Annotated in this window: 13 protein-coding genes; 5 read left to right on the top strand and 8 right to left on the bottom strand. The window is 52.8% G+C overall.

The window, feature by feature from the left end; all coding sequences use genetic code 11:
• Positions 1-75 precede the first annotated feature (75 nt).
• The gene (locus DQM29_RS10350) at positions 76-972 is read left to right on the top strand and encodes a LysR family transcriptional regulator (RefSeq protein WP_111740620.1); all 897 of its coding nucleotides are present in this window, start codon (positions 76-78) and stop codon (positions 970-972) included.
• A 49-nt stretch (positions 973-1,021) separates the two neighbouring features.
• On the opposite strand, the gene DQM29_RS10345 is transcribed toward DQM29_RS10350, so the two are convergent.
• Both DQM29_RS10345 and DQM29_RS10340 read right to left on the bottom strand, forming a co-directional pair.
• The gene (locus tag DQM29_RS10345) at positions 1,022-2,011 is read right to left on the bottom strand and encodes an aldo/keto reductase (protein ID WP_111740619.1); all 990 of its coding nucleotides are present in this window, start codon (positions 2,009-2,011) and stop codon (positions 1,022-1,024) included.
• A gap of 342 nt (positions 2,012-2,353) precedes the next feature.
• Complete coding sequence (locus DQM29_RS10340) at positions 2,354-3,106, bottom strand: IclR family transcriptional regulator (protein ID WP_111740618.1); 753 nt, start codon at positions 3,104-3,106, stop codon at positions 2,354-2,356.
• A gap of 579 nt (positions 3,107-3,685) precedes the next feature.
• Here DQM29_RS10340 and putP point away from each other — a divergent pair.
• The 4 genes from putP (at position 3,686) to DQM29_RS10320 (ending at position 14,531) form a co-directional block, all read left to right on the top strand.
• Positions 3,686-5,176, top strand: a complete 1,491-nt coding sequence (gene putP, locus DQM29_RS10335; protein ID WP_111740617.1) for a sodium/proline symporter PutP — start codon at positions 3,686-3,688, stop codon at positions 5,174-5,176.
• Positions 5,177-5,578: 402 nt separating this feature from the next.
• The gene (sinH, locus tag DQM29_RS10330; protein WP_111740616.1) at positions 5,579-7,774 is read left to right on the top strand and encodes an intimin-like inverse autotransporter SinH; all 2,196 of its coding nucleotides are present in this window, start codon (positions 5,579-5,581) and stop codon (positions 7,772-7,774) included.
• Positions 7,775-7,862: 88 nt separating this feature from the next.
• A complete protein-coding gene (locus tag DQM29_RS10325; protein WP_111740615.1) occupies positions 7,863-8,837 on the top strand; it encodes a SinI family autotransporter-associated protein in 975 nt (324 codons plus the stop codon).
• A 126-nt stretch (positions 8,838-8,963) separates the two neighbouring features.
• Positions 8,964-14,531, top strand: coding sequence for an adhesion domain-containing protein (locus DQM29_RS10320; protein WP_172622644.1), 5,568 nt, complete (start codon positions 8,964-8,966; stop codon positions 14,529-14,531).
• A gap of 58 nt (positions 14,532-14,589) precedes the next feature.
• Here DQM29_RS10320 and DQM29_RS10315 read toward each other — a convergent pair whose 3' ends face one another.
• From DQM29_RS10315 to glgC, 6 genes are all read right to left on the bottom strand, one after another.
• Positions 14,590-15,063, bottom strand: a complete 474-nt coding sequence (locus tag DQM29_RS10315) for an AraC family transcriptional regulator (protein WP_170126522.1) — start codon at positions 15,061-15,063, stop codon at positions 14,590-14,592.
• A 324-nt stretch (positions 15,064-15,387) separates the two neighbouring features.
• Positions 15,388-15,864, bottom strand: coding sequence for an AraC family transcriptional regulator (locus DQM29_RS10310; RefSeq protein ID WP_111740612.1), 477 nt, complete (start codon positions 15,862-15,864; stop codon positions 15,388-15,390).
• Positions 15,865-15,897: 33 nt separating this feature from the next.
• Positions 15,898-18,000 (bottom strand): 4-alpha-glucanotransferase, encoded by a 2,103-nt coding sequence (malQ, locus tag DQM29_RS10305; protein WP_111740611.1) that lies wholly within the window; start codon positions 17,998-18,000, stop codon positions 15,898-15,900.
• A gap of 9 nt (positions 18,001-18,009) precedes the next feature.
• Positions 18,010-20,454, bottom strand: coding sequence for a glycogen phosphorylase (gene glgP / locus DQM29_RS10300; RefSeq protein ID WP_111740610.1), 2,445 nt, complete (start codon positions 20,452-20,454; stop codon positions 18,010-18,012).
• 86 nt (positions 20,455-20,540) lie between these two features.
• Complete coding sequence (gene glgA, locus DQM29_RS10295; protein ID WP_111740609.1) at positions 20,541-21,974, bottom strand: glycogen synthase GlgA; 1,434 nt, start codon at positions 21,972-21,974, stop codon at positions 20,541-20,543.
• An 89-nt stretch (positions 21,975-22,063) separates the two neighbouring features.
• Positions 22,064-23,347, bottom strand: a complete 1,284-nt coding sequence (gene glgC, locus DQM29_RS10290; RefSeq protein ID WP_111742067.1) for a glucose-1-phosphate adenylyltransferase — start codon at positions 23,345-23,347, stop codon at positions 22,064-22,066.
• Positions 23,348-23,397 lie beyond the last annotated feature (50 nt).

The following is a 23,397-nucleotide window of genomic DNA, read 5'->3' as shown; positions in this document are numbered from 1 at the left end:
TAAAATGACGCGTTCTCTGAACGGAAGTTGTACTCTCTGTATCTCTAATGGCGGCCTTGGTTAAGGATATGCACAGTGCTTAAAGAAAACTTTAATGAGTTTCAAAGCTTTCTTGCCGTTGCAAAGGAAAGAAGTTTTACCAAAGCGGCAGGTAAGCTTGGGGTTTCTCAGTCATCCCTCAGCCATGCAATAAAAGCACTAGAAGAGCGTTTAAACGTTCGGCTTCTCACGAGGACGACCCGCAGCGTGGCGCCAACAGAAGCGGGAGAAAAGATCATTCAGTGTCTTGAACCCAGCCTGACAAATCTTGAACATGAATTAGAATCTATTATCCAGATGAATGGCACCGCATCGGGAAATATTCGGCTTTCTGTAGGGGAACACGCGGCATGCAGCCTTCTTTGGCCAAAGCTAAAGCCTTTCCTCAAAGACTATCCGGAGATTAACGTGGAGCTGGTGATAGATAACGGATTTGTCGACATTGTCGACGGTCGTTTCGATGCAGGAGTGCGTCTGGGGGAGAGTGTTGAAAAAGATATGGTCGCGGTAAGGATTGGGCCGGATATTCGTATGGTTGTCGTTGGGGCTCCGTCCTACTTTGATGCGCACGGGATCCCGCAAACGCCTCACGACCTTCAGCAGCATCGGTGCATTAACATGCGCCTCCCTACAGCCGGTGGGTTGTACCACTGGGAATTTGAGAAAGACGGAAAGCCGCTGCGGGTAAAAGTTGAAGGACAGCTAACGCTGAGCCTGTTGCCAGAGCGAATTGACGCCGCGATGTCGGGATTTGGCCTAGCCTGTATTCCTGAAGACAGGGTAAGCGAGGCGCTAGCCGAAGGTTCTCTCGTGCAGATTCTCAACGAGTGGAGCCCAACGTACCCCGGCTACTATCTTTTCTATCCTAGCAGGAAGCGTCATCCGCCGGCGTTTGCACTGTTGATAGAGGCATTGCGCTATAGAGAGCTTTAGAGAACAAAAGGGCAGGTGCACTTTTTAAGTACACCTGCTTCAAACAGCGCTAGCGACCGATAAGCGCCTGTAAGGCTGCTGGGTAGCGCTCACCGACGATTTTCACGGTATCCAGCGCCTGTGCAATCTTATGTAAATCGTCCTGAGTGAGCATAGTGCTGGCTGCGCCTAAATTCTCTTCTAAACGATGCAGTTTCGTCGTGCCCGGAATCGGCACAATCCACGGCTTTTGCGCCAGTAGCCAGGCCAGTGCAATTTGTGCCGGGGTTACGCCTTTCTCTGAAGCCAACTCAGCCAGTAAAGCGATAAGCTTTTCATTCGCTTCAAGGGCTTCAGTAGCGAAACGCGGTACTTTACTGCGAAAGTCGTTATCGCCAAATGAGGTTGTAGCGGTAATGGTGCCGGTTAAAAAGCCTTTTCCCAGCGGGCTGAACGGCACAAAGCCAATGCCCAACTCTTCCAATAGCGGCATGATTTCCTGCTCGGGCTCTCGCCACCACATGGAATATTCGCTTTGGAGTGCAGCCACCGGCTGAACAGCGTGCGCCCGGCGGATGGTCTGTGCTCCGGCTTCTGACAGGCCAAAGTGCTTTACTTTACCCTCTGAAATGAGGTCTTTAACGGTACCGGCTACGTCTTCAATGGGTACATCCGGATCGACTCTGTGCTGGTACAGAAGGTCAATAACGTCCGTTTTTAAACGACGTAAAGAACCCTCTACGGCCTCACGAATATGCTCAGGGCGGCTGTTTAGCATCTGCTGTTGGCTGTTCTCACCGAGGTTAAAGCCAAACTTGGTCGCGATAACTACACGATTGCGAAACGGCTTTAGCGCTTCGCCAACAACCTCTTCATTTAGATAAGGGCCATAGACTTCTGCGGTATCAAAAAAAGTAACGCCGCGCTCAACGGCGGCGCGAATGAGTTCTACAGCCTGCTGAGTACTGGTTGCCGGGCCATAGCCGTGGCTAAGCCCCATGCAGCCTAGGCCAAGTGCGCTAACTTTCAGACCGGACCGACCGAGAATACGCGTTTGCATGATGAAATGTCCCGTAGTTAAGTGTTAAGAGTCAGGTAGCCATGGCGCATTGCGCGACTGGATATTCCCTCTCTGTATGCTGTGGCTGAAAGCATAGCGCAGAGAGATCTATCCGATTAGAGGCTATAATTTACTAGGGTTTATGCATGGAGTTCATAAGTCACGGGCGCATCAACTGTGCTGCTCTGCGTAAGACGAAAAATAATATGATGACAATGTCACCTTTATTCATTAGAGAAATGCACTAGAGATTACTGTGTGCAGAGAACAAAAAAGAAGCCCAGTGGCTTCTTTCTGAGTACTGATAGTCTAAACGTTTGAAGAAGGCGGTCGATTTGCTACCTACCTTAGTCTCCCCAACAGCTCTTTACTTGCCAGCATCACCCTCTCTGCCAACTGCTCGCGCTTGTCGTCAGGAATTTGAAACGCGACGCCGGAAATACTGATCGCGGCGATAACCTGACCCTGTGGATTAAACACCGGAACGGCGATACAGCGCACGCCCTGACTGTCTTCTTCGTCATCATAGGCCCAGCCGCGCTGGCGAATCAGCTCAAGCTGCTTTTTAAGCTCGTTAACGTCGGTAATGGTCGTGTCGGTAAAGCGCGGCAGCTGCTCGTCGCCGAGCAGGTCGTCTACTTCAGCAGGGCTTAGCCACGCCATTATTGCCTTACCTAGGCCGGAACTGTGCAGGGACAGACGCTTGCCTTCCCAACTGCGGATGACGATTGCCTGTGGGCTTTCCAGCTTGGTGAGATAGATAGGCGAAGAGCCCTGCAGCACGCCGAGGTGGCAGGTTAGATTGGTGTCATCGCGCAGAGCGGCCAAAACCGGATGGGCGATTTTCTTGATGTCATACTGTTCAACGGCCTTGTTGCCCAGCTCATACAGCCGGAGGCCCAAATAGTATTTGTCGTTATCCTGACGCAGCAGTCCGTGAGCCACCATTGCACCAAGTAGTGAAGAAGTGCTGCTTTTGGCCATACCGACGCCCTGAAAAATCTGGCTAAACGTAGCGCCGTTTTTATCGGACAAAAAGTCACAAACGCGGACAACTTTATCAAGAGCGGGAACTGACGTAGAGATCGTTTTCATGGCAATCGCTGGGTTACGGCCGGCGCGAGGGATCGCGGGATGTTCAAGGTTGCTGATAGTATAACCACAATCCCCACAATTGAAAAAGGGGATAAAGGATGGAAAACCGTAGGTAAATGACGGGGATAACGATGGATTTTCGCGCAGTTGGCTTCGTTCTCAGCGTTAGTCGCGATAAAGAGGGTAAAATCATTCGGTGTTAAATATGACAGATGCTGGGAAAACGGGGGAACCCTGTGATGTAGATCCCGCAACAGGTGGTGATTCATGCTGTACAAGCTGGGTTTACTGAAATATCCCCCGTTGGCTTGTCATCTTGTGGAAAGATGGCGATAATTTCCGTCTTTTTTGTCCGTTCGCCTACGGGAAATACGCGCCGACGATCGGAACAATATTAATAAGAAAGCGCGACTTAATTACCCTTTTGTTAAGTTTGTTATCGAAGTTCTGCTATTCAGGATAGGAAAGCGTGACACCGTCAGGCTCTTTTGATTGTGTGGGAGTGCTGTACCTGAGAAAGGTATCGCTCCGTCACTGGCAGCGACTGAATAGAGGCAAGACGTGGATGTGGAGAGCTGCATGACCGAAAGCATACCAATGCTAGTGACCTTCGTGGTCTACATTGTGGGGATGATCGCAATTGGGCTAGCGGCCTATCGGGCGACCAATAACTTTGGTGATTACATTTTGGGGGGGCGCCGTCTGGGGAGCTTCGTGACGGCTCTGTCCGCTGGGGCATCCGACATGAGCGGATGGCTGCTGATGGGGCTTCCGGGGGCTATTTTCCTGTCGGGAATTTCCGAAAGCTGGATTGCCATCGGACTGACAGTCGGAGCCTACCTTAACTGGCGTATCGTGGCCGGCCGCCTGCGAGTGCATACCGAAGTTAACCACAACGCGCTGACGCTGCCGGACTACTTCAGCACTCGCTTTGAAGACAAGAGTCGCGTACTGCGCATTTTCTCCGCTGTGGTGATCCTGATTTTCTTTACTATCTACTGCGCCTCTGGCGTAGTGGCGGGAGCCCGGCTGTTTGAAAGCACGTTTGGCATGGATTACCACACCGCGCTGTGGGCTGGCGCAGCGGCGACTATCGCCTATACCTTTATCGGCGGTTTTCTGGCCATCAGTTGGACGGACACCGTACAGGCATCACTGATGATTTTCGCCCTGATCCTGACTCCGGTGATGGTGATTATCGCTGTCGGAGGATTCGGCAGCTCAATGGACGTCATTGAGGCAAAAAACGTCGAATATCTCGATATGTTTAAAGGCCTGAACTGGATCGCTATTGTGTCTCTTTTGGGCTGGGGACTTGGCTACTTTGGGCAGCCGCACATTCTTGCCCGCTTTATGGCGGCGGATTCCCATCACGTGATCCACAATGCTCGCCGCATCAGTATGACCTGGATGATTTTCTGCCTGGCTGGAGCGGTAGCTGTTGGCTTTTTCGGTATTGCCTTCTTCGCCAATAATCCGCACTTGGCGGGTAGCGTAAGCGAAAACGGCGAACGGGTGTTTATCGAGCTTTCCATGCTGCTGTTTAATCCGTGGATTGCCGGCGTGCTGCTGTCGGCCATTCTGGCGGCAGTGATGAGTACGCTGAGCTGTCAGCTGCTGGTGTGTTCCAGCGCGCTGACGGAGGACTTTTATAAGGCGTTCTTACGCAAGAGCGCCAGCCAGCGAGAGCTGGTGTGGGTTGGCAGGCTGATGGTGCTGCTGGTCGCGATTATTTCGATTGCGCTGGCGTCCAATCCAGATAACCGCGTGCTTGGGCTAGTGGCTTACGCCTGGGCCGGATTTGGTGCGGCGTTTGGCCCAGTGATCCTGTTCTCTGTGCTGTGGCGCGGTATGACCCGCAACGGTGCGCTGGCGGGCATGCTGGTCGGCGCGGCCACTGTGCTGATTTGGAAACAGTTCGGCTGGTTTAATCTGTACGAAATCATCCCAGGGTTTATATTTGGCTCTGCGGCGATTGTGCTATTTAGCCTTATTGGCGGTAAGCCGAGTGAAAAAATGCTGACCCGATTTGATGAGGCCGAGGCGGAGTACTTAAGCGAAAAAGAATAGTCGCGCTCTTTAGCGTGAAAATATAAAAAAGAGGCGAAATGACTATTTCGCCTCTTTTTTATTTGTCGTTTTATTCTTGATTTTGCTATCTCTTAATATCGTAATACTATTGATAAATAAAATTTTATTGTTAGTGGCTGAATAATGCCTCGCTAGAGCAGTTTTTCACACATCGTCCTGCCATATTCCTTCTCTGGTGCGGTGTTCCAGAGATTTCGTTTTTCGGATAACCACGCCTCTTTATGCCGATATAGACTTCCCCTGTGCTTTTTCCGCTCTGGAATAAGGTTATTGAGCGATATCTTATTTCCTTGTAGTATATTTCAATATGAAATTATAAGTATTGAAATTATTTCCTATCTATTTTTCTGTGGGAGCTAAGTTGTGCGGCGAGGATGGCTGGTGGCATTTGCTTTATCGTTAAATGGATACGTCTGGGCTGCACCGGCACCCAGCGGTTCAACGGAGAGTGCTGCAAGTAAAAATGACTCTCCTTATGCGGATACTTTGCCTGAATTAAGCAGCGGTGCAGATAAACATCTAAAAAAGAGCTCAGAAAAAGACCTGAAAGAACAGGCCTCCGATTATTTCACCAGCTCGGCAACACAGGGATTTGAAAACCTGACGCCGGAGGCGCTTGAGTCTCAAGCGCGTGGCTACGTGAAGAACAAAGCAACGTCGACATCTCAGGCCTATTTAGAAGAGCTTCTCTCTCCCTACGGCAGCGTGCGAACCAACCTGTCTATTGATGATAAAGGCAATTTGGAAGGCAGCTCGCTGGACTACTTTGTTCCTTGGTACGACAACCAGCGTACAGTGCTATTTAATCAGTTTTCTATTCAACGAAAAGAAGATCGCACCATTAGCAATATCGGATTTGGCGGTCGCCAGAACGTTGGTGAGAAATGGCTGCTCGGAGCTAACGTGTTCTACGATCGCGACCTGTCTCGGGATCACGAGAGGTTAGGGATTGGTGGTGAAGCCTGGACAGACTATCTCAAGCTGTCAGCCAACTATTACCATCCCCTTTCTGACTGGAAGGACTCCAAAGACTTCGACTTTTACGAAGAGCGTCCCGCAAGAGGGTGGGACATGCGCTCTGAAGCCTATCTGCCGTTCTACCCACAGCTGGGCGGTAAGCTGGTGTACGAACAGTACTACGGTGACGAGGTCGCGCTGTTTGGTAAAGACAATCTGCAAAAAGATCCCCATGCGGTAACGGTGGGAGTTAACTACACACCGGTACCTCTGGTGACCGTGGGATCAGACTATAAGGCAGGTACGGGAGACAACAGCGATCTTACCGTTAATGCCACGCTCAGCTATCAGTTCGGCGTACCGCTAAGCAATCAGCTAGATCCTGAAAAAGTGAGCGCTAAGCGCACACTGGTGGGAAGTCGTCATGATTTTGTCGATCGCAATAATTTTATCGTTCTTGAATATAGGGAAAAGGACCCTTTAGAGGTTGCACTGTGGCTTAAAGCAGATTCGGCTAACGAACAGCCTGAGTGTGTGATTAAAGATACACCGGAAGCCGGTACTGGGCTCGAGAAGTGCCGTTGGACTATCAATGCCATGGTGACTAACCGTTACAAGATTGTTTCTGCCGAATGGCAGGCAAAAAGCCGTGCCAATAGAATACTGGTGATGCCCGTCATCAAGGCCAATGCAATAGCCGATGGCAACAACAACCTCTGGAATCTGCAGCTGCCAACTTGGGAAAACGGTGCGACGGAGAAAGCGCGCAGAGACTTAAACACCTGGCAGGTGCGTATCACGCTGGAAGACGAGAAAGGCAACCGTATTAATTCCGATCCTGTTGAGCTATCAATACAGCAAAATCGCAAGATCGAGCTGGTGGCCAAGGACGCTGCTGATGGACAGTCGGATGCTCACAGTCACGAGGCTAGTGTGCTGGCTAACGGCAAGGATGCGGTAGACCTGAGTTTGTCACTGAGCTATGCCAACGGAGATACGGCAGACAGCAGCGGTAAACCGCTGGAAGACGACAAGATGCTGCCTGAACTGTATGACGTGAATAACAATAAAGTATCTCTAAGTACTAAGCCCTGCACAACGGACAAGCCTTGTGTGTTTATCATTGAGCGCAATAAAGACGAAGGCACAGTAACCATTGCCAGTACGCTATCTGGCACCTTCCGCTGGAAGGCTAAAGCCTCTCCCTACGGCGACAGTAACTATGTTGACGTAACTTTTACTGATAACGGCATTGTTGAATTAAAACCCATCATTTATCAGGTCAACGCAGAGAATGAGGGGAACCTGATTAATAAAGAGGGGCAACTGTCTGTAGGACAAACCTATCGTTTTGCTCTCTGGAAAGATAGCAATAGGGACGGCGTGTTCCAATCGGCAGAAAAGCTCACTGACGAAGAAATGGAACAGTATGAGTACAAGTGGGAATTCACCGGTACCAGCAAGCAGCTGCGCAAAGCGGGCGGCGAGTCTAGCGTGCTAAATGCTGATTTAGCAATTCCAAAAACCAATGCGGAAGCAACCTCAATTTTTCCCAACGCAGGTGCTGACGGCGTACAGGGATATGGATTGCAGGTGCAGTACCGTAAGAAAACGCAGTAAACCGAATCTGTTATCAAAATAAAAACGGCATAGCCAAAGCAATGACCAAGGGGTCATCGTTAAGATTAAGTGAAAAAGGAGAGTCTAAATGAAACGGGTTGTTAAGCAACGCTTGACGAAGGTCGCTTTGGCGATGGTGATTGCGGGGTATTGTTCAATTCCTGCAGCGATTGCTGCTGATGAGCGAGGAAACCTAGGAGCGGCGAATGAATGGCAGGTGTCGGGTTCAACAGCAAATGTTGAGGGGACAGTGCCGTGGATTGCCACGGCAACGGGGCCTACCGATAAGGATCACGTGACAATAGTATCTGATTACGGCACAAGGAACCCCTCAACCCCAGCCGGAAAACAGTTCCATATTGGCGATAAACTTACCGTTAGCTGGGCGATTGGCGACGAGCAGGGCGATACAGATAAAGGCGCTAATAACACGGGAGACGTCAATGCATTGACGAAAGGTACCGTGGTTTGGGTTCGTTCCAAATCACAAGATGGCACAGGCGCACAGGAAATTTCCGGTACGACGGGTAAAGACGTTTACACTATTACCGATGCGGATGCGGATTACTACATCGGGATTAAGATCACCCCAACTACCAGTACCGGTACTCCAAATGCAGGCACTCAGCTTGTGTTAACTGACCTGTCCAGCAGCGACGGCGGTGGTTCAGACAGTGACGATATTCCAACCGGCCCGGTTGTTGACGATAGCGTGAAGGTCATGATCTACGATAGTACAGAGCCTACCGTTGATCTGCTGGCCAGCAATACCGTTAAGCTGCACACAGAACACACCTACAAAGCAAGACTGTACAAAGATAAGGATAACAGCAACACCTTCAATACCGGGGACGAAGACGTTACTAACAAGTACGACTATAAGTGGGTGTTTACCGGCACCAGTATGCAGCTGGGGACAGCAGGTGGAGACTCTAGTGTCCAAAATGCCGATCTGGTTATTCCGGCTACTAATACCGCAGCAACCTCTATTTTCAACGGCGCGGGTGCCGATGGCGTACAGGGTTACGGTTTATCCATCAAGTACAAGCGCAACGACAACTAGTTCTGAAATCACAAACGCCATTCCCTGTGGGGATGGCGTTTTCAGCGTATTTTTCTTAGCAGAGTGTTAAGCAAAGTGTGTTGAAAAGCATATAAACATCAATCGGATGAGGCTTTTATGTCCGGCATGTCGAGACTGAGTAAAATTGCTGGGGTTGGAATACTGTCAGCCCTTATTACGCTATCCGCTCAGGCAGCGTTAAAAAGTGGGGAAGAGTGGCAGAGCCCATCCTCCAGCACCAGTGCTATCAACGGTACGGTACCGACAGCTGACAGTGCTAGTGTTCCTATCTATCAGGGTAGCGTTCAGCTTGATCCTAGCGTTACTCACGACGTTCAGGCCTTTGCTAAACCGAGTGAGTTCAGCGTTGACGATGCGGCAACAAAACTGATGCTGAATAATCCTCAGGATGCTCAAGGCGATCTGTTTGCTACGCCGCCGATGTTGCGTTGGGAAAACCAGACGCCTCCCGGCGTTTCGCTGGTGTGGGCTGAGGCTGCGACACCGGAAACGCCGCTTAATCCACAGCCCATTGGCAATCGTTCATTTTGCTCTCAAAACTTAGCCGGACATACGCTAGTGGCCTGGCCGCAAGTCAATCAGGAGGAGGCAGTGCCTTTACTGTATCTCTTGACGATGACGGGAGTGCCGAATGAAGGGGTAGTTTCACTGACTGATCAGAAAGTAACGTTAAAGATCGCAGAAGCGCAGGGCGACTTGGTTAGCGTTAGCACCAGCGATTATAGTGAGGCGCTGGCAGCGGCGAAAGCGAAGGTGGGTGGTAAAATAACGTTAACCGTGACGACTAAGGACTGCCAAGGCAACCTAGCAGGCAATATTCCGTTTGTGATTAAACGAGGAGATGCGAAGAATCGTCAAGGTGCTGTGAATAATGCAGCTCCAGTCGCGTTGGGATCCACTGAGCTGACAACAACAGCGACAGAGTATCGCGGTACGACTGATGCTAACGGCGTGGCTACGGTGGAGGTGACACAGCCGAATGGCCTTGGCGTAAAAACGCCGCTGTTTGCGGGCTTGCCGGGGATTTCTCAAACCAGCGAAACAGCGGTGATTTTCACCGTTCTCACAAGCCCTGACGTACCGGAAGCCAACATGTGGGGTCACATGTCGGAAACGAAAGAGGCTCATGGCTATACCTTTAGTCGACCGAAGCTGGCGGCTGAAGTAGGCAATGAAAATGGGACTGTTGTCGACCATAATGAAACCTGGTCAACGTTTACCTGGAGCGGTGCGGATGGGCACTGTACGATTCTGCCGGGAATGCGCCAGTTTGGCGCACTGGCGACGGTGATCTCTACCTCGGTACAAAGCGAATTAGGGTGGCCGATTCAGGGAGACTTTTACTGGTCATCACTGGAGGGGAGCACAGGGTTACACCATGCAGCAAATATGACCAACCGCAGCGAAGCACAAAAACCGGATAGCGCAACTTTTCTGGTTAGCTGCGTGGATAAAGCCGCTCCTGATGTTGATCCTGTAATTGTGTTGACACCGGAAAGCCTTGACGAGTCAGTGAATGCGACGAAAGTAAAGGTGGGCGATACCACCACTATGCGCCTGTCCATTACCGATAGATTGAACGGCAACCAGCCGTTAGCCTACTATTACTTCTCACTGAGTCTTGATGGCGGTACTAATCGTAAAGGCCAAACTGATGCTTCATGGGAGACGCATCCAGTGCTGATTACCGGAGGGACTAGACTGCACCGCGTGGATGCACACACCTATGAAGGCATAACGGATGTTAACGGCGAGGCAACGCTGGCGCTGAGCCAACCCGAGGGTGCTGGCGTTAAGACACATATCACGGCGAGAATGCGTAGCAATTTCTCTACGACAGACGCCAAAGACGTTATCTTTACCGTTATCACCAGCCCAGACAGCGACAAAGCCCGCATGTGGGGGCATATGGCGCGTGGAATTGTGGAGTCGGGTAATCTGTTTAAACGTCCACTGCTGGCGGATGAAACTACCCACGAGATAGGTTCCGTACGCGAAAACAATGAAGATTGGGCACTGTACGATCAAAATACCAGCATGCAGGCTGAGTGCGGCGTAGGGCATATTCCTCGCCAAAGCACGCTGTCAAGTCTCTATACCGCACACTCCGGAAACGCTATCAGTACGGAATATGGTTGGCCGACAGAAAGCTATAACTATCTGACCGCAGTGGAACAGGCGGGCGCCTATTCATCCGTTGATCTCGGCGGAGGCGGCGTTGACAGTTATTCTAACTTTAAGCCCAACTATCTTACCTGTTCTGGCAACGAAGCGGTTATGCAGGTTGTGGTAAACACTGACAGTGAGACATCGCCCGGTTCCAAACAGGCAAAAGTGAAAGTGGGTGAGAGCATTACAATGACGGTGCACACTGTCAACGCCATTAACGGTTCACCAGTACCTTATGCTGCGTTTACGATAACAAAAGGAGCGAGCAGAAATCGGGAAGGAATGGTCACCGGCTTTACCGATCCAACTAACGGAGCGCTGGAGATGAACGGTGTTCTCTTTGGAGCTTCTCAAGCCTCAATGGTCTATTCAGGCACCACGAATGCACAGGGTGTCGCTACCGTAGTCATTAAACAGCCGCAGGGGGTAGGGTTGGAAACGCCTCTGGCGATTGCCCCTGCTAGTTCCTCAATACCCAATACCGTTAACTACAGTGTGATCTTTACTGCTCTCACCAGTCCTGACGTTGAGGGCGCACAGATGTGGGGGCATATGGACGACGCTATCACTGTTGGCTCCCTGACCTTTACCCGCCCCAAGCTGGCGAGAGAAGTCGCGAATGCGCAGAGTTCCATCACTGAGAATAACGAAATTTGGGTACGCGTAGCGCAGGCGAGCCAGACTAATACCAGCGCAGGCGGCTGCGGCGCCAATATGCTGCCGCGTCGGACACAGCTGATGGATTTATATAACGCTAACAGCGGTAACACCGTCCAAACCGTTCACGGCTGGCCGACGCAGCGTCAGCCATACTGGAGCAGTTCTCCAGCGGACAAAGTACCACATCTCTACACGGTCTGGTTAAATGACGGCAGTCTGGTGAACAATAATGAATCTGCGACTTACGTCAGCTGTTTGACTACCGCAAACGCGCCAGCCGCCAGCATTACGCTGGAAGTCGTGGATCCGGCACAGTGGAACGCAGCGGAAGACGCGGCGAAGCTGAAAAAGGGCGAAACGCTACGGGTCAAGGTGACGGTGAAAGATGCGCAGGGCAACCCGATGCCGGACATGCCGTTTACCCTCAATCGCGGAGATGGCTATACCCATTATCCCGTTGAAAGATATATCGCAGGCGCCGGTGGTACGCTGGTTTCGTCAGTAGTGGTGGACGGCGGTCAGCCTGACGAAATGACACTGAGTGATAAGACAGCCACCTATACAGCGATGACCGACAGCAGCGGCAGTAAAATGCTCAATATTACCCGACCGGACACTCGCGGTACCAAAACGGCGCTGACGGTGGCGCTGTATTCAGATCCGACGAAGAAAGCCAGTATGGACACCATTTTCACTGTGCCCACCAGCCCAGATACCGAGAAAGCCAAAATGTGGGGCCATATGCCGGAGACGCTGACGGCGGGAGGAATAACGTTTAAACGCCCGCTGCTGCTTGCTGAGCTGGGCAGCAGCAGCGGGCGGAAAAGTCAGGTCGAGGATAATGAAACCTGGGCGCTGTTTACCGAAGCTCAGGCGGAATCGACAGATCTGAACGGCTGCGGTGCGGATTATATCCCAACTCAGGATGCGCTGGTCGCGCTGTCCGGCGGCTGGGGAGGCCATGCGATAGACGGCTGGCCGGTGGTAAAAAATTATGTCAGCAGCACGGCGGATGATGCGGCGACGGACAGCCGTAAATACAAAAGCGTGCAGCTCAGCAACGGTACCAGTGGCACACAGGCGGCCAGTGATGCGAACTATTTAACCTGTCAAACCACTGCGAATCCTAAAGTGGCCGCGATTGAGCTCACCTCGGCGCAGACGGCGAACTATGACGGCAATGATGGGGTGAAAGCTAAAACGGACTACGTTAACAGCAAGGACAGCATAGTGGTAAAGGTGACAACCCGTGACGCGCAAGGACAGCCGCTGGGCAACGTGCCGTTTACGCTAAATCATGGTACGACCGTTGCCCGCAACACGAATACGATTGCGATAGACACCATGTCGAAGCAGGTTTCTGTGCAGGACAGCTACAGTCACAGCTCTGAATATTTTTATGATACCAGTCGCTACTATAGCCGGACGGGGCCGGATGGCACGGTGGAATTTACCCTGCATCAAACCAATAAAGGCATGGGGACGCGTATCCCTCTGACGGCGCAAACGGATGACGGCAGTGGACTATCATCAAATACGCTGAGCGCGATATTCACCGTGGTGACCAGCCCGGATACGCCTAAGGCAAATTTCTGGGGGCATATGCCGGAGACTGCGACGGCGGCTGACGGTACGGTGTTTGAACGGCCGAAACTGTGGGCTGAATTAGCGGCGGGCGGTTCGGTAACCAAGGTATTACTCAATAATGAAGGCTGGCCTACACCAACAGGGGCACAGAATGTGGGTAGCGGCACGACGCCGTGTGAGGAGGCCCGTCATCCTTCGCTGGACGAATTGAATTCGCTGATTGGCCGCTATCCTAACGGCTCTATTGCAACAGAGATTGGCTGGCCAGTGAAAAGCGGTGGTTATGCATGGTGGACGAACGATGCGGCGTGCTCCCATACCTCTACAGGAAAGTGTCAGACGATCGACTTGACCAATGGCGTGGTTGAAAATACTAAGACTCGTGCATATCAGGCCTGCCTAGTGAACCCGCACTCGACGGTATCTAGCGTGACGCTAACCTCAACAGACTTTAATGTGGACTATCAGGCCGCTGTGGTGAAAAAAGGCGACACGATGCCTATTACTGTCACAGTGAAAGACAGCATGGGTAACCCAGTGCCAAACGTGGCCTTTACACTGACGCGCGGCGCCGCTTCACCGCGAAACAGCGGGGCAACGCTGTACGACAATGTGGATGCGATGGACGATCTTAAGGTACAGCCTTCGTCTGGCAGTGCGGTAACAATGACAGAGAGCGGTAATTCACTACAGGGAATGACGGGAGCCGACGGCTCGGCCACGTTCACTGTCAGGCAGGATGATACGCTGGGGTATAAAACGCCCTTGACGGTCACGTTGGATCAGTATGCCAATGTGACATCAACGTTGGAGACTATTTTTACTGTGAACACCAGCCCCAATGCGCCTACCGCCTATTTCTGGGGGCATATGCAGGACGTAGTGGCAATTAACGGTAAGCAGCTGCATCGTCCACTGCTGAAGTCAGAGCTGCCGTCGGGAGCTACAGTTCCAGCCGCTGCGACGGTGAATAATGAAATCTGGGCACTGGCGCACACAGTAGACGCCAGCAAGTGGGATTTTGCAGCTCAGTGCGGAAGCCTAAGCAATGCGCCAACGTACAGCGATCTGCAGTCTCTGCATTCTGTGTTCAGTACATTAGGGTGGCCATCAACGTTCTCTTCTAAAGGCTATGTTTATCTGTCGCAGACCAAAAGCGGCGGCACTTATTACAGCGGTATGGAAGAGGGGACGGGCACAGATAACTATGTGGTAAGTCCGTCAGGTACAGCAGGATTTGCTACCTGTGTTCAATAGCGCATTCTCATTTGGCTGTTTTTACTGGCGGGGGGAAATCTCCCCCCGCTTTGTATTTCTATGCCTTGAGGGCAACGTAAATATCAGTAATTAACTCGCTCTCTGGCGTTTCATCCGGATGGTTGAGATAGACTTCAAACGGCGGCAGCTCTCGGCATTCATAGCCGCTGGTGGGCAGCCATTTGCCATAGACATTGTCATAGGCTTCTCCAAGCTGGGCGTAAGGTCCGACGTGACGGTAGCGGGCATAGCGTCCGGCTTCTAGCTTGATAGTCTGAACTCTTTCATCATTTAGTGGCTCAGTAAGCGGCGCATCAAACCCAATACAGGCCGCAGAGCGGCACTCTGCAGCAGGCGTTACGCACGGGTTACAGTAGTAAATACCGAGGAAAGACCGAGTCCGTGCCTGTAGTTCATTATCCACTACCCACTGCCACATTGTGTTAAACGCGGCGCCGAGTTCTTCATAGGGACCAATATGGATGATGCCGTAGACAGTTTCTTCCTGGCGGTTTTCGATAGTGACGTTCACTTTTAGTGTCTCCTTGATAAGTGTGATGCGCGGACTTTGCTGCTCAGCCCTAAAGGGTGAACGCTAAGTGCACTTGACTGTGGCAAGCTATCGAGCCTTCCTTGATAGCAGCAGGCAAACGGAAATATAGCACGTCGTTTTTACGAAGACTTATCCTGTAGAGTGAAATGTGTGTTAGGTCGCTGATAGGGGAAATGTGAACAATATGAAGGAGAGGTAGACAGGGCGATGCTTAAGCCATCCTTCACATCGACCTGTCCTGTTCGGTCTATGAATCTGCTGTAGGTATCGCCAGATTGTTGACCAGAGACCGATACGATTAGACTACTTTGGCGCCACAGGAAAATAGACCTCGGTAATCAGCGCTTCTACCGCCGTTGTGCGCGGATTATTCAAATACGTTTCAAACGAGGGTAGCTCGGTTCGCTGGTAGTCACTTTGCGGCAGCCACGTTTGGTAAAAATGGCTATAGACAGATTCCAATGCTTCATAAGGGCCAACGTGCCGGTACTTGGCGTAACAGCCTCCGAGCACGTCGATGGGTTGAATAAGCTCGGACATCAGCTCATCGGCGAGCGGTGCATCAAACTGTAAGCAGGCGTCTGAACGGCACAGCGATGGGGTTCTGGTAGTTGGGTTATCGTAATAAACGGCAAGGGCGCACAGAACTCTCGACTCTAGCCCTTCAGCCTGAGCCCAGCGCCACAGCTCGTCAAACGCTTTATAGATTTCGCTATACGGCCCACAGTGGCGTATGCCATAAACGGTGAAAGTGTCTCGGGTTTCTATGATGATGTTCACGTCGGCGTTTCCTTATGGTGTTCTTGAGTAATTTCAAGCATCGGGTACCGAGCCTTCGCGGCCTTGCTGAACGGCTTCCAACAGTTTTTGACCCAGCGGACTTTCAAAGGCGTAGGCAAGGGAGGCCGGTAGCCTTCTGCGCCAGTTAGGGTACTGATCCGACGTTCCTGGTACGTTAACAGGTGTTGCTACACGCAGCCAGTCTTCGGGCTGGATGCCGACCATCTGGCTTGATGTCGAAGCGACAAAGCGGTGTAGGGCGGTGTTTAGCCCGTCTGTCATCGTATCGAACGAGGGGAGTTCAGCCAAGAGGCCTCGCTCAACCAGCAGCTTTGCCAGTGCCCGCTTGTCATCATCGCGTGCCCGTTGCAGAGAGGTTAAAACATCGGCATCCGGATAGATACCCAGTGATTCACCAAGGATGAGATCGCCTTTTTGCCAGTAGCCGATAAGCGTAGGCAAATCGTGGGTAGTTGGCGTCGCCAGTGACTGAGGGAAATAGCGCTCGGGGGGGCGAAATCCATCACTCTGCTGTTCGAAATAGAGCACCTTATAGGACAGAACTCCGGCCTCTCGCAGCTTTTGCACAATCTCCGGTGGCACAATGCCCAGATCTTCTCCAATAATCGCGCAGCGGTGGCGCTGGCTTTCCAGCGCCAAAATAGCCAGCAGGTCGTCAAGGGGATAGTTCACGTAGCCGCCCGCGCTGGCAGTTTCACCGTAGGGGATCCACCATAGCCGCAGTAGCGACATTACGTGGTCAACGCGCAAAGCGCCAAAATAGCGCATGTTAGCGCGCAGCACGTCGATAAACGGGCTATAGGCGCGCTGCCGCAAAACGTGAGGATCCATCGGAGGCAGCCCCCAGTTTTGTCCCTGTGGCCCAAGAGGGTCGGGCGGCGCGCCAATGGAGGCTTTCAGGCGATAAAGCGTGCGATCACACCAGGTTTGCACACCGCCCTCGGCGACGCCAACCGCCAAGTCACCGTACAGGCCAACGGCCATACCCAGCCTTCGGGATAGGGTAAAGCACTCGCCAAGCTGCTGGTGGGCTAACCACTGTAGCCAGACATAAAACTGAACGTCGTCCTGATGCGCTTTGACAAACTGGCGAACTGCGTCAGAGTTCGGTTGGCGATACGCGTCAGGCCAGACGGGCCATCCCCATGCGTTTGCGTTCTGTTGCTTTAGGTGCTCGTGCAGGGCGTCAAATTCCGCCTGACGGATAAGTGATTCACCGCGTTCGTCCTGAAAGCGCTGAAAGGCCTGCTGGCGCGCTGTGTCGCTAAACGCTTGCCACGCTAGCCGGAGGGCATGCAGTTTAAGGGCTGCAACCGCCGAATAGTCGACGGAATCGGTGCTCCGCAGGCGACGCCATTCGCACTGCGTTACCTCTTCTTGCCACCAGCGCTGAGCCGCAGCGCTGGCTCGAAACTCGGGCACTGACAGCACATCGATATAGATAACGTTAAGCGCGGTGCGTGAAGAGGGGCTATAAGGGCTGGCATTCTCCGGTACCGCCGGATACAGAGCGTGCAGCGGGTTGACGCCGACAAACGCGCCGCCGCGCCGAGCGGTTTGGTACAGCGCGTCCTTGAGCGTACTGAAGTCACCAATGCCCCAGTCCTCTTCAGATCGCAGCGTATAAAGCTGAACGCACATGCCCCACAGCTTTTCATTGGGCGGACGTTCAAAACAGCGATGAGGGGCAATCACAATTCGCGAATGCCAGAATTGAGCGCCTGCCCGCAGGGTAAGATGATAATAGCCGCAGGCCAGACTGCCAGGAAGAGAAAGCGCTAGGCTTGGTGCGAGAAGTTCTCCTTCATAGCGCCCGTCGCCGTCGGCCGAACGGTCTGCATAGTCCTCAGGCCTGAGGCGCCACTGATAGAGGCCAGGGCTATTTATGGTGACGCTGTAACTTTCTCTCTGACGAAAAACGTAAACCGGCGACAGCGCATCGCCGTCAAGACGTTCCTGAGACATCGCTTCATAAAGCTTTTGGCGCGATGCATCAGAAATAGACTCTCTTTTTCCGGCTGCGTTGACGTAGTCGCGGGCAATGCCCGCACTGTCGTAGCGGCGCCGCTCGCGCGCTTCGCACTCGGCGGCACCCGTATGGAACGTTTTTTCCATGGCGTCAGCCTACAGCTTGGTGGGTTTGATTTCCCAGATTTCTTCCGCGTACTCTTGAATCGTCCGGTCAGAAGAAAAATAGCCCATGTTGGCAATGTTCAACGCCGCCTTACGCGCCCAGGTATTCGGCTTTTGATACAGCCTATCCACGCTTTCCTGTGCGTTAAGGTAGGAACGGTAGTCAGCCAGCAGCTGATAGTAGTCACCGAAGTTCACTAGTGAATCAAACAGCGCACTGTATCGGTAGGGCTCTTCTGGGCTGAAGACGCCGGTAGCGATTTGGCTGAGAGTTTGGTGTAGCTCGGCGTCCTCCTCGTAGATCTGGCGAGGGTTGTAGCCGTTATTGCGCAATTCGCTGACCTGCTCAGTGGTATTGCCGAAGATAAAGATATTTTCTTCACCGACGTGTTCACGCATTTCCACGTTGGCGCCGTCGAGCGTGCCGATAGTGAGCGCGCCGTTGAGGGCAAACTTCATGTTGCTGGTGCCGGAGGCCTCAGTGCCCGCCAGTGAAATCTGTTCTGACAGATCCGCTGCAGGAATAATCATCTGTGCCAGGCTGACACTGTAGTTAGGGATAAAGACCACTTTCAGGCGGTTTTGTACGCGAGCATCGTTGTTAATGACTTTAGCGACATCGTTAATCAGCCGAATAATCAGCTTGGCGTTTACGTAGGAAGAGGCGGCCTTACCCGCGAATATCACTACTCTAGGCACCCACGGATCGTTAGGTGCTTTCAGAATACGGTTATAGCGCGTAATAACCTGAAGCAGGTTAAGCAGCTGGCGCTTGTACTCATGAATGCGTTTAATCTGCACGTCAAACAGCGCATTAGGGTTGACGACGACATTCAGATGGGTAGCAATATATTCCGCCAGCGCTTTTTTGTTAGTGTATTTGGCCTTCTTGATTTGGTCGATAAACGAAGGGTAGTCCACCAGCTCGTTCAGCGCGGACAGCTTGCTCAGATCGGTGCGCCAAGTGCGGTCAATACTGTTATCCAGCAGCTCTGACAGCGGCTTGTTGGCAAGACCCAGCCAGCGCCTAGGGGTAACGCCGTTGGTTTTATTGCAAAAGTGATGCGGGAATATTTTGGCAAAGTCAGCAAACAGCGACGTGACCATCAACTCAGAGTGCAGCGCCGAAACGCCGTTTACCTTGTGGCCGCCAATGACTGCCAGCCACGCCATTCTGACTCGACGACCGTTAGTTTCGTCGATCAGGGACACGCGCCTCAGCAGGTCGGCATCGTCCGGGTACTGCTCTTTCACGATCTTCAGGAAGTACTCGTTGATTTCAAAGATAATCTGCAAGTGGCGCGGCAGGATTTTACCCATCATGTCCACCGGCCATGTTTCCAGCGCTTCGCTCATCAGAGTGTGGTTGGTGTAGGAGAAGATGCGGATAGTCATCTCCCAAGCGTCTTCCCACGTGAAGCGGTGGTAGTCAATCAGTAGGCGCATCAGCTCAGGGATGGCCAGAACCGGGTGCGTGTCGTTCAGGTGGATAGCAACCTTTTCCGGCAGGTTGTCGTAAGTTTCGTAGGCGCGCCAGTGGCTGTACAGAATGTCCTGTAGCGTAGCGGAAACCAGAAAGTACTCTTGCTTGAGGCGCAGTTCGCGCCCTGAGCTGGTAGCGTCGTTGGGGTAGAGCACGCGGGAAACGTTCTCAGAGTTGTTTTTATCCTCAACGGCGGCAAAGTAGTCCCCCTGATTAAACTTACCGAGATTGATTTCATTACTGGCGCGCGCCGACCACAGGCGCAGTGTGTTGGTCGCGTCGGTATCATAGCCGGGGATAATCTGGTCGTAGGCACAGGCCAAAATTTCTTCCGTTTCTACCCAGCGGGAGATTTTACCTTCGGTTTGCACTCGGCCGCCGAAAAACACCTTATGTCGCACGTTGTGGCGCGGGAATTCCCACGCGTTGCCGTATTCTAGCCAGTTGTCCGGTGATTCAGCCTGCTGGCCGTCAACAATGTTTTGTTTGAACATCCCGTATTCGTAGCGCAGGCCGTATCCACGCGCAGGTAGCCCAAGAGTAGCCAGTGAGTCGAGGAAGCAGGCGGCCAGTCGCCCCAGGCCGCCGTTGCCGAGTCCGGGATCGTCTTCTTCACCGATAAGCTGTTCGATGTTGAGCCCCATATCCCCCAGTGCTTCTGAAAGCTCATCGTAAATGCCGAGGTTTAGCAGCGAGTTGGAAAGGGTGCGACCAATAAGAAACTCCATCGACAGGTAGGACACTCGACGGCCGGACTGAGAGAAGTGGGCGCGAGTCGAACGCAGCCAGCGTTCAACCATCATGTCGCGTACGACAAAGGAGACGGCGTTGAGCCAGTCGTGTTCGGTGGCCAGCGCGGGCTCTTTACCGATAACAAACTTTAACTTTTCCTGAATAGACGTCTTCAGGTTCATGATGCGCTCTGAGGGTGACTCAAAGTTAAATTGTGACATGTTTCTGTTTTCCACCCGTTTGTTGACTCGCCGTAAAGCGATAAAAATCCATTTTTGCCGAAGGTTAGCCTTCGGCGCTAAGTGCGTTATCCCAGCTTTTGATACAGCGCGAGATATTTTTGTGCGGCGTTGTGCCAGCTAAAGTCCATTGCCATGGCCTGTTTTTGTACGCGGCGCCAGCGGGGCGGTTCGGCCCACAGAGCGAAAGCGCGTCGAATAGCGCTGCTGAGAGCCTCTACCCGGCTGTCGTGAAAGACAAATCCGGTTGCGCTTTTGTCCGCCAGATTTTCCAGCGAGCAGTCAGAGACGGTGTCGGCCAGCCCTCCGGTATGACGCACCAGCGGCAGAGTGCCATAGCGAAGCCCGTAAAGCTGGGTCAAGCCGCAGGGCTCAAACCGGCTGGGTACCAGAATCACGTCGGCACTGCCAATAATGTGGTGAGCCAGCGTTTCGTCATAGCCGATTTTCACCGCCACTTGTTTAGGGTGACGGCGAGCCGCGTCCAGATAGGCTTCCTGTAGCGCTTCATCGCCGCTGCCCAGCAGAACTAACTGCCCGCCGCGATCCAGAAGGTCGGGCAGTGCCTGCAGCAGCAGGTCTAGACCTTTTTGCGCGCTTAAGCGGCTAACGACGGCAAACAGAGGGGCATCGGTTACCGTATCCAGCCCTGTTTTAGACTGAAGCTGCGCTTTGTTTTTGGCCTTATCCGCCAGCTTACTGCTGCTGTAGTCGAAAGACAGCAGAGCGTCTTTCTCCGGGCTCCAAACTTCGTAGTCCACGCCGTTGAGGATGCCTGCCAGCTTGCCGTGCTCCTGCCGCTGTTTGAGCAGATTTTCCATGCCAAAGCCGTATTCCGCTTGGGTTATCTCTTCGGCATAGGTTGGGCTAACGGCGGTGACCATATCAGAGTAGTAAAGGCCGGCCTTTAGGTAGGAAATTTGCCCGTAAAACTCTAATCCCTCCGGCTGTAGAAAGTGCGATGGCAAATACAGCTCGTTCATATGGCGGGAAGAAAACAGCCCCTGATAGGCCAGATTGTGAACGGTGAACACCGAACGTGCCGGATAGCCGCGTGCGGCCAGGTAGGCGCTAGCCAGCCCGGCGTGCCAGTCGTGTCCGTGTACCACTTCAGGCCGCCAGAGGGCGTCTAGCCCACAGGCGAGCTCACAGGCTATCCAGCCCAGCAGGCCAAAGCGCCTGTAGTTGTCGGCATACTCGTGCTGCGAGGCGTCGTGATAGGGGCTACCCGGTCTGTCATAAAGGTGTGGCGCGTCAATCAGATAAACGCCGACGCCGTTATAGCTGCCGTAGCGCAGAGTTACTCTGCCCGCAAATGTGTCTATTTCTGCTACCGCCGAGGTGGGGTGGATCTGCTGCATCAGTGCGGGAAATCCCGGCATTAGCAGGCGAACGTCAGCGCCTGCGGCGATCTGTGCCTGAGGCAGTGCACCAAGCACGTCAGCCAAGCCGCCGGTTTTCAGCAGAGGGAAAAGTTCTGAACAGACGTGTAAAACTCGCATCCATACTCCCGATTAAAAAATACTCACTACGTTAATCTAAGCACTGTTCGGCATCCCTCGCCAATGAAGGGTTGGATACCCAAAGAGGACTATTTGTCCATTTTTGCCAGCATTTCTCGGGTTATCAGGACGATACCGCCCGAAGAGCGGTAAAAACGGCGTTCGTCTTCTTCCACGTTTTCTCCAACGACCAGCCCTTCCGGCAGGTGACAGGCGCGATCGATAATGCATCGCCGCAGTCGACAGGAGCGGCCGATGTGAACATCTGGCAGCACCACAGCAGAGTCCAGTGTGCAAAACGAGTTCACGCGAACGCGGGGAAACAGCACGGAGTTCAGCACTACAGAACCGGAAATAATGCAGCCCGCGCCGATCAGCGAGTTCATGGTCATTCCGTGACTGCCGGAGCGATCCTGAACAAACTTGGCCGGAGGCAGAGGCTCCATGTAGGTACGAATAGGCCAAGTGGTGTCGTACATGTCCAGCTCTGGCATTACCGAGGCCAAATCGAGGTTGGCGCTCCAGTAGGCGTCAATGGTACCGACGTCGCGCCAGTAGGGCTGAGCGTTGACGTCTGAGGTGACGCAGGAGAGGTTGAATGGGTGAGCCCACGCGACTCCCTGAGCGACGGCTTTGGGAATAAGATCCTGACCAAAGTCGTGATGAGTGTCCTGATTTAGGCTCTCTTCTTCCAGCAGTTGATACAGGTACTGAGCGTTAAACACATAAACCCCCATACTGGCCAGCGACACGTCTGGGTCGCCGGGCATGGCGGGCGGATTCTCCGGCTTTTCCAAAAAGTTGACGATGCGGTGATCTTCCGTAATGTCCATAACGCCAAAGCCAGAGGCCTCAGAGCGAGGAACGGCAATACAGGCGACGGTACACTGGCTGCCTTTTTCTACGTGGTCAAGCAGCATGCGGGAGTAGTCCATCTTGTAGATATGGTCACCGGCAAGAATAACCACGTACTCGGCGCTGTAGCGACGAATGATGTCCAGGTTTTGGTAGATGGCGTCGGCGGTGCCGCGATACCACTCTTCGTGGTCTTCACGCTGCTGGGCGGGCAGCAGATCGACAAATTCGTTCATCTCTTCGTTGAGAAACGACCAGCCGCGCTGGATGTGCTGTACCAGCGAGTGGGAGTGATACTGTGTTAAAACGCCAATGCGGCGGATGCCTGAGTTCATGCAGTTAGACAGCGCGAAGTCGATGATGCGGAACTTGCCGCCAAAGTGTACCGCAGGCTTAGCCCGCTTGGAGGTCAAGTCCTTCAGGCGAGAGCCGCGACCTCCGGCAAGGATCAGCGCGACGGACTGTTTAGGGAGTTGCCTTGCCAGCATCAGCTTGTGATTGGCATCCGATCTAACCATGTTTCCTCCAGACATCAAATGTTCCTATAAAAAGTAAAAATGACAAAAAG

The organism is Leminorella richardii, from assembly GCF_900478135.1.
GTDB lineage: Bacteria > Pseudomonadota > Gammaproteobacteria > Enterobacterales > Enterobacteriaceae > Leminorella > Leminorella richardii.
Note: the sequence above shows the minus strand (reverse complement) of the source record. Positions and strands in the feature narration are given on the sequence as shown.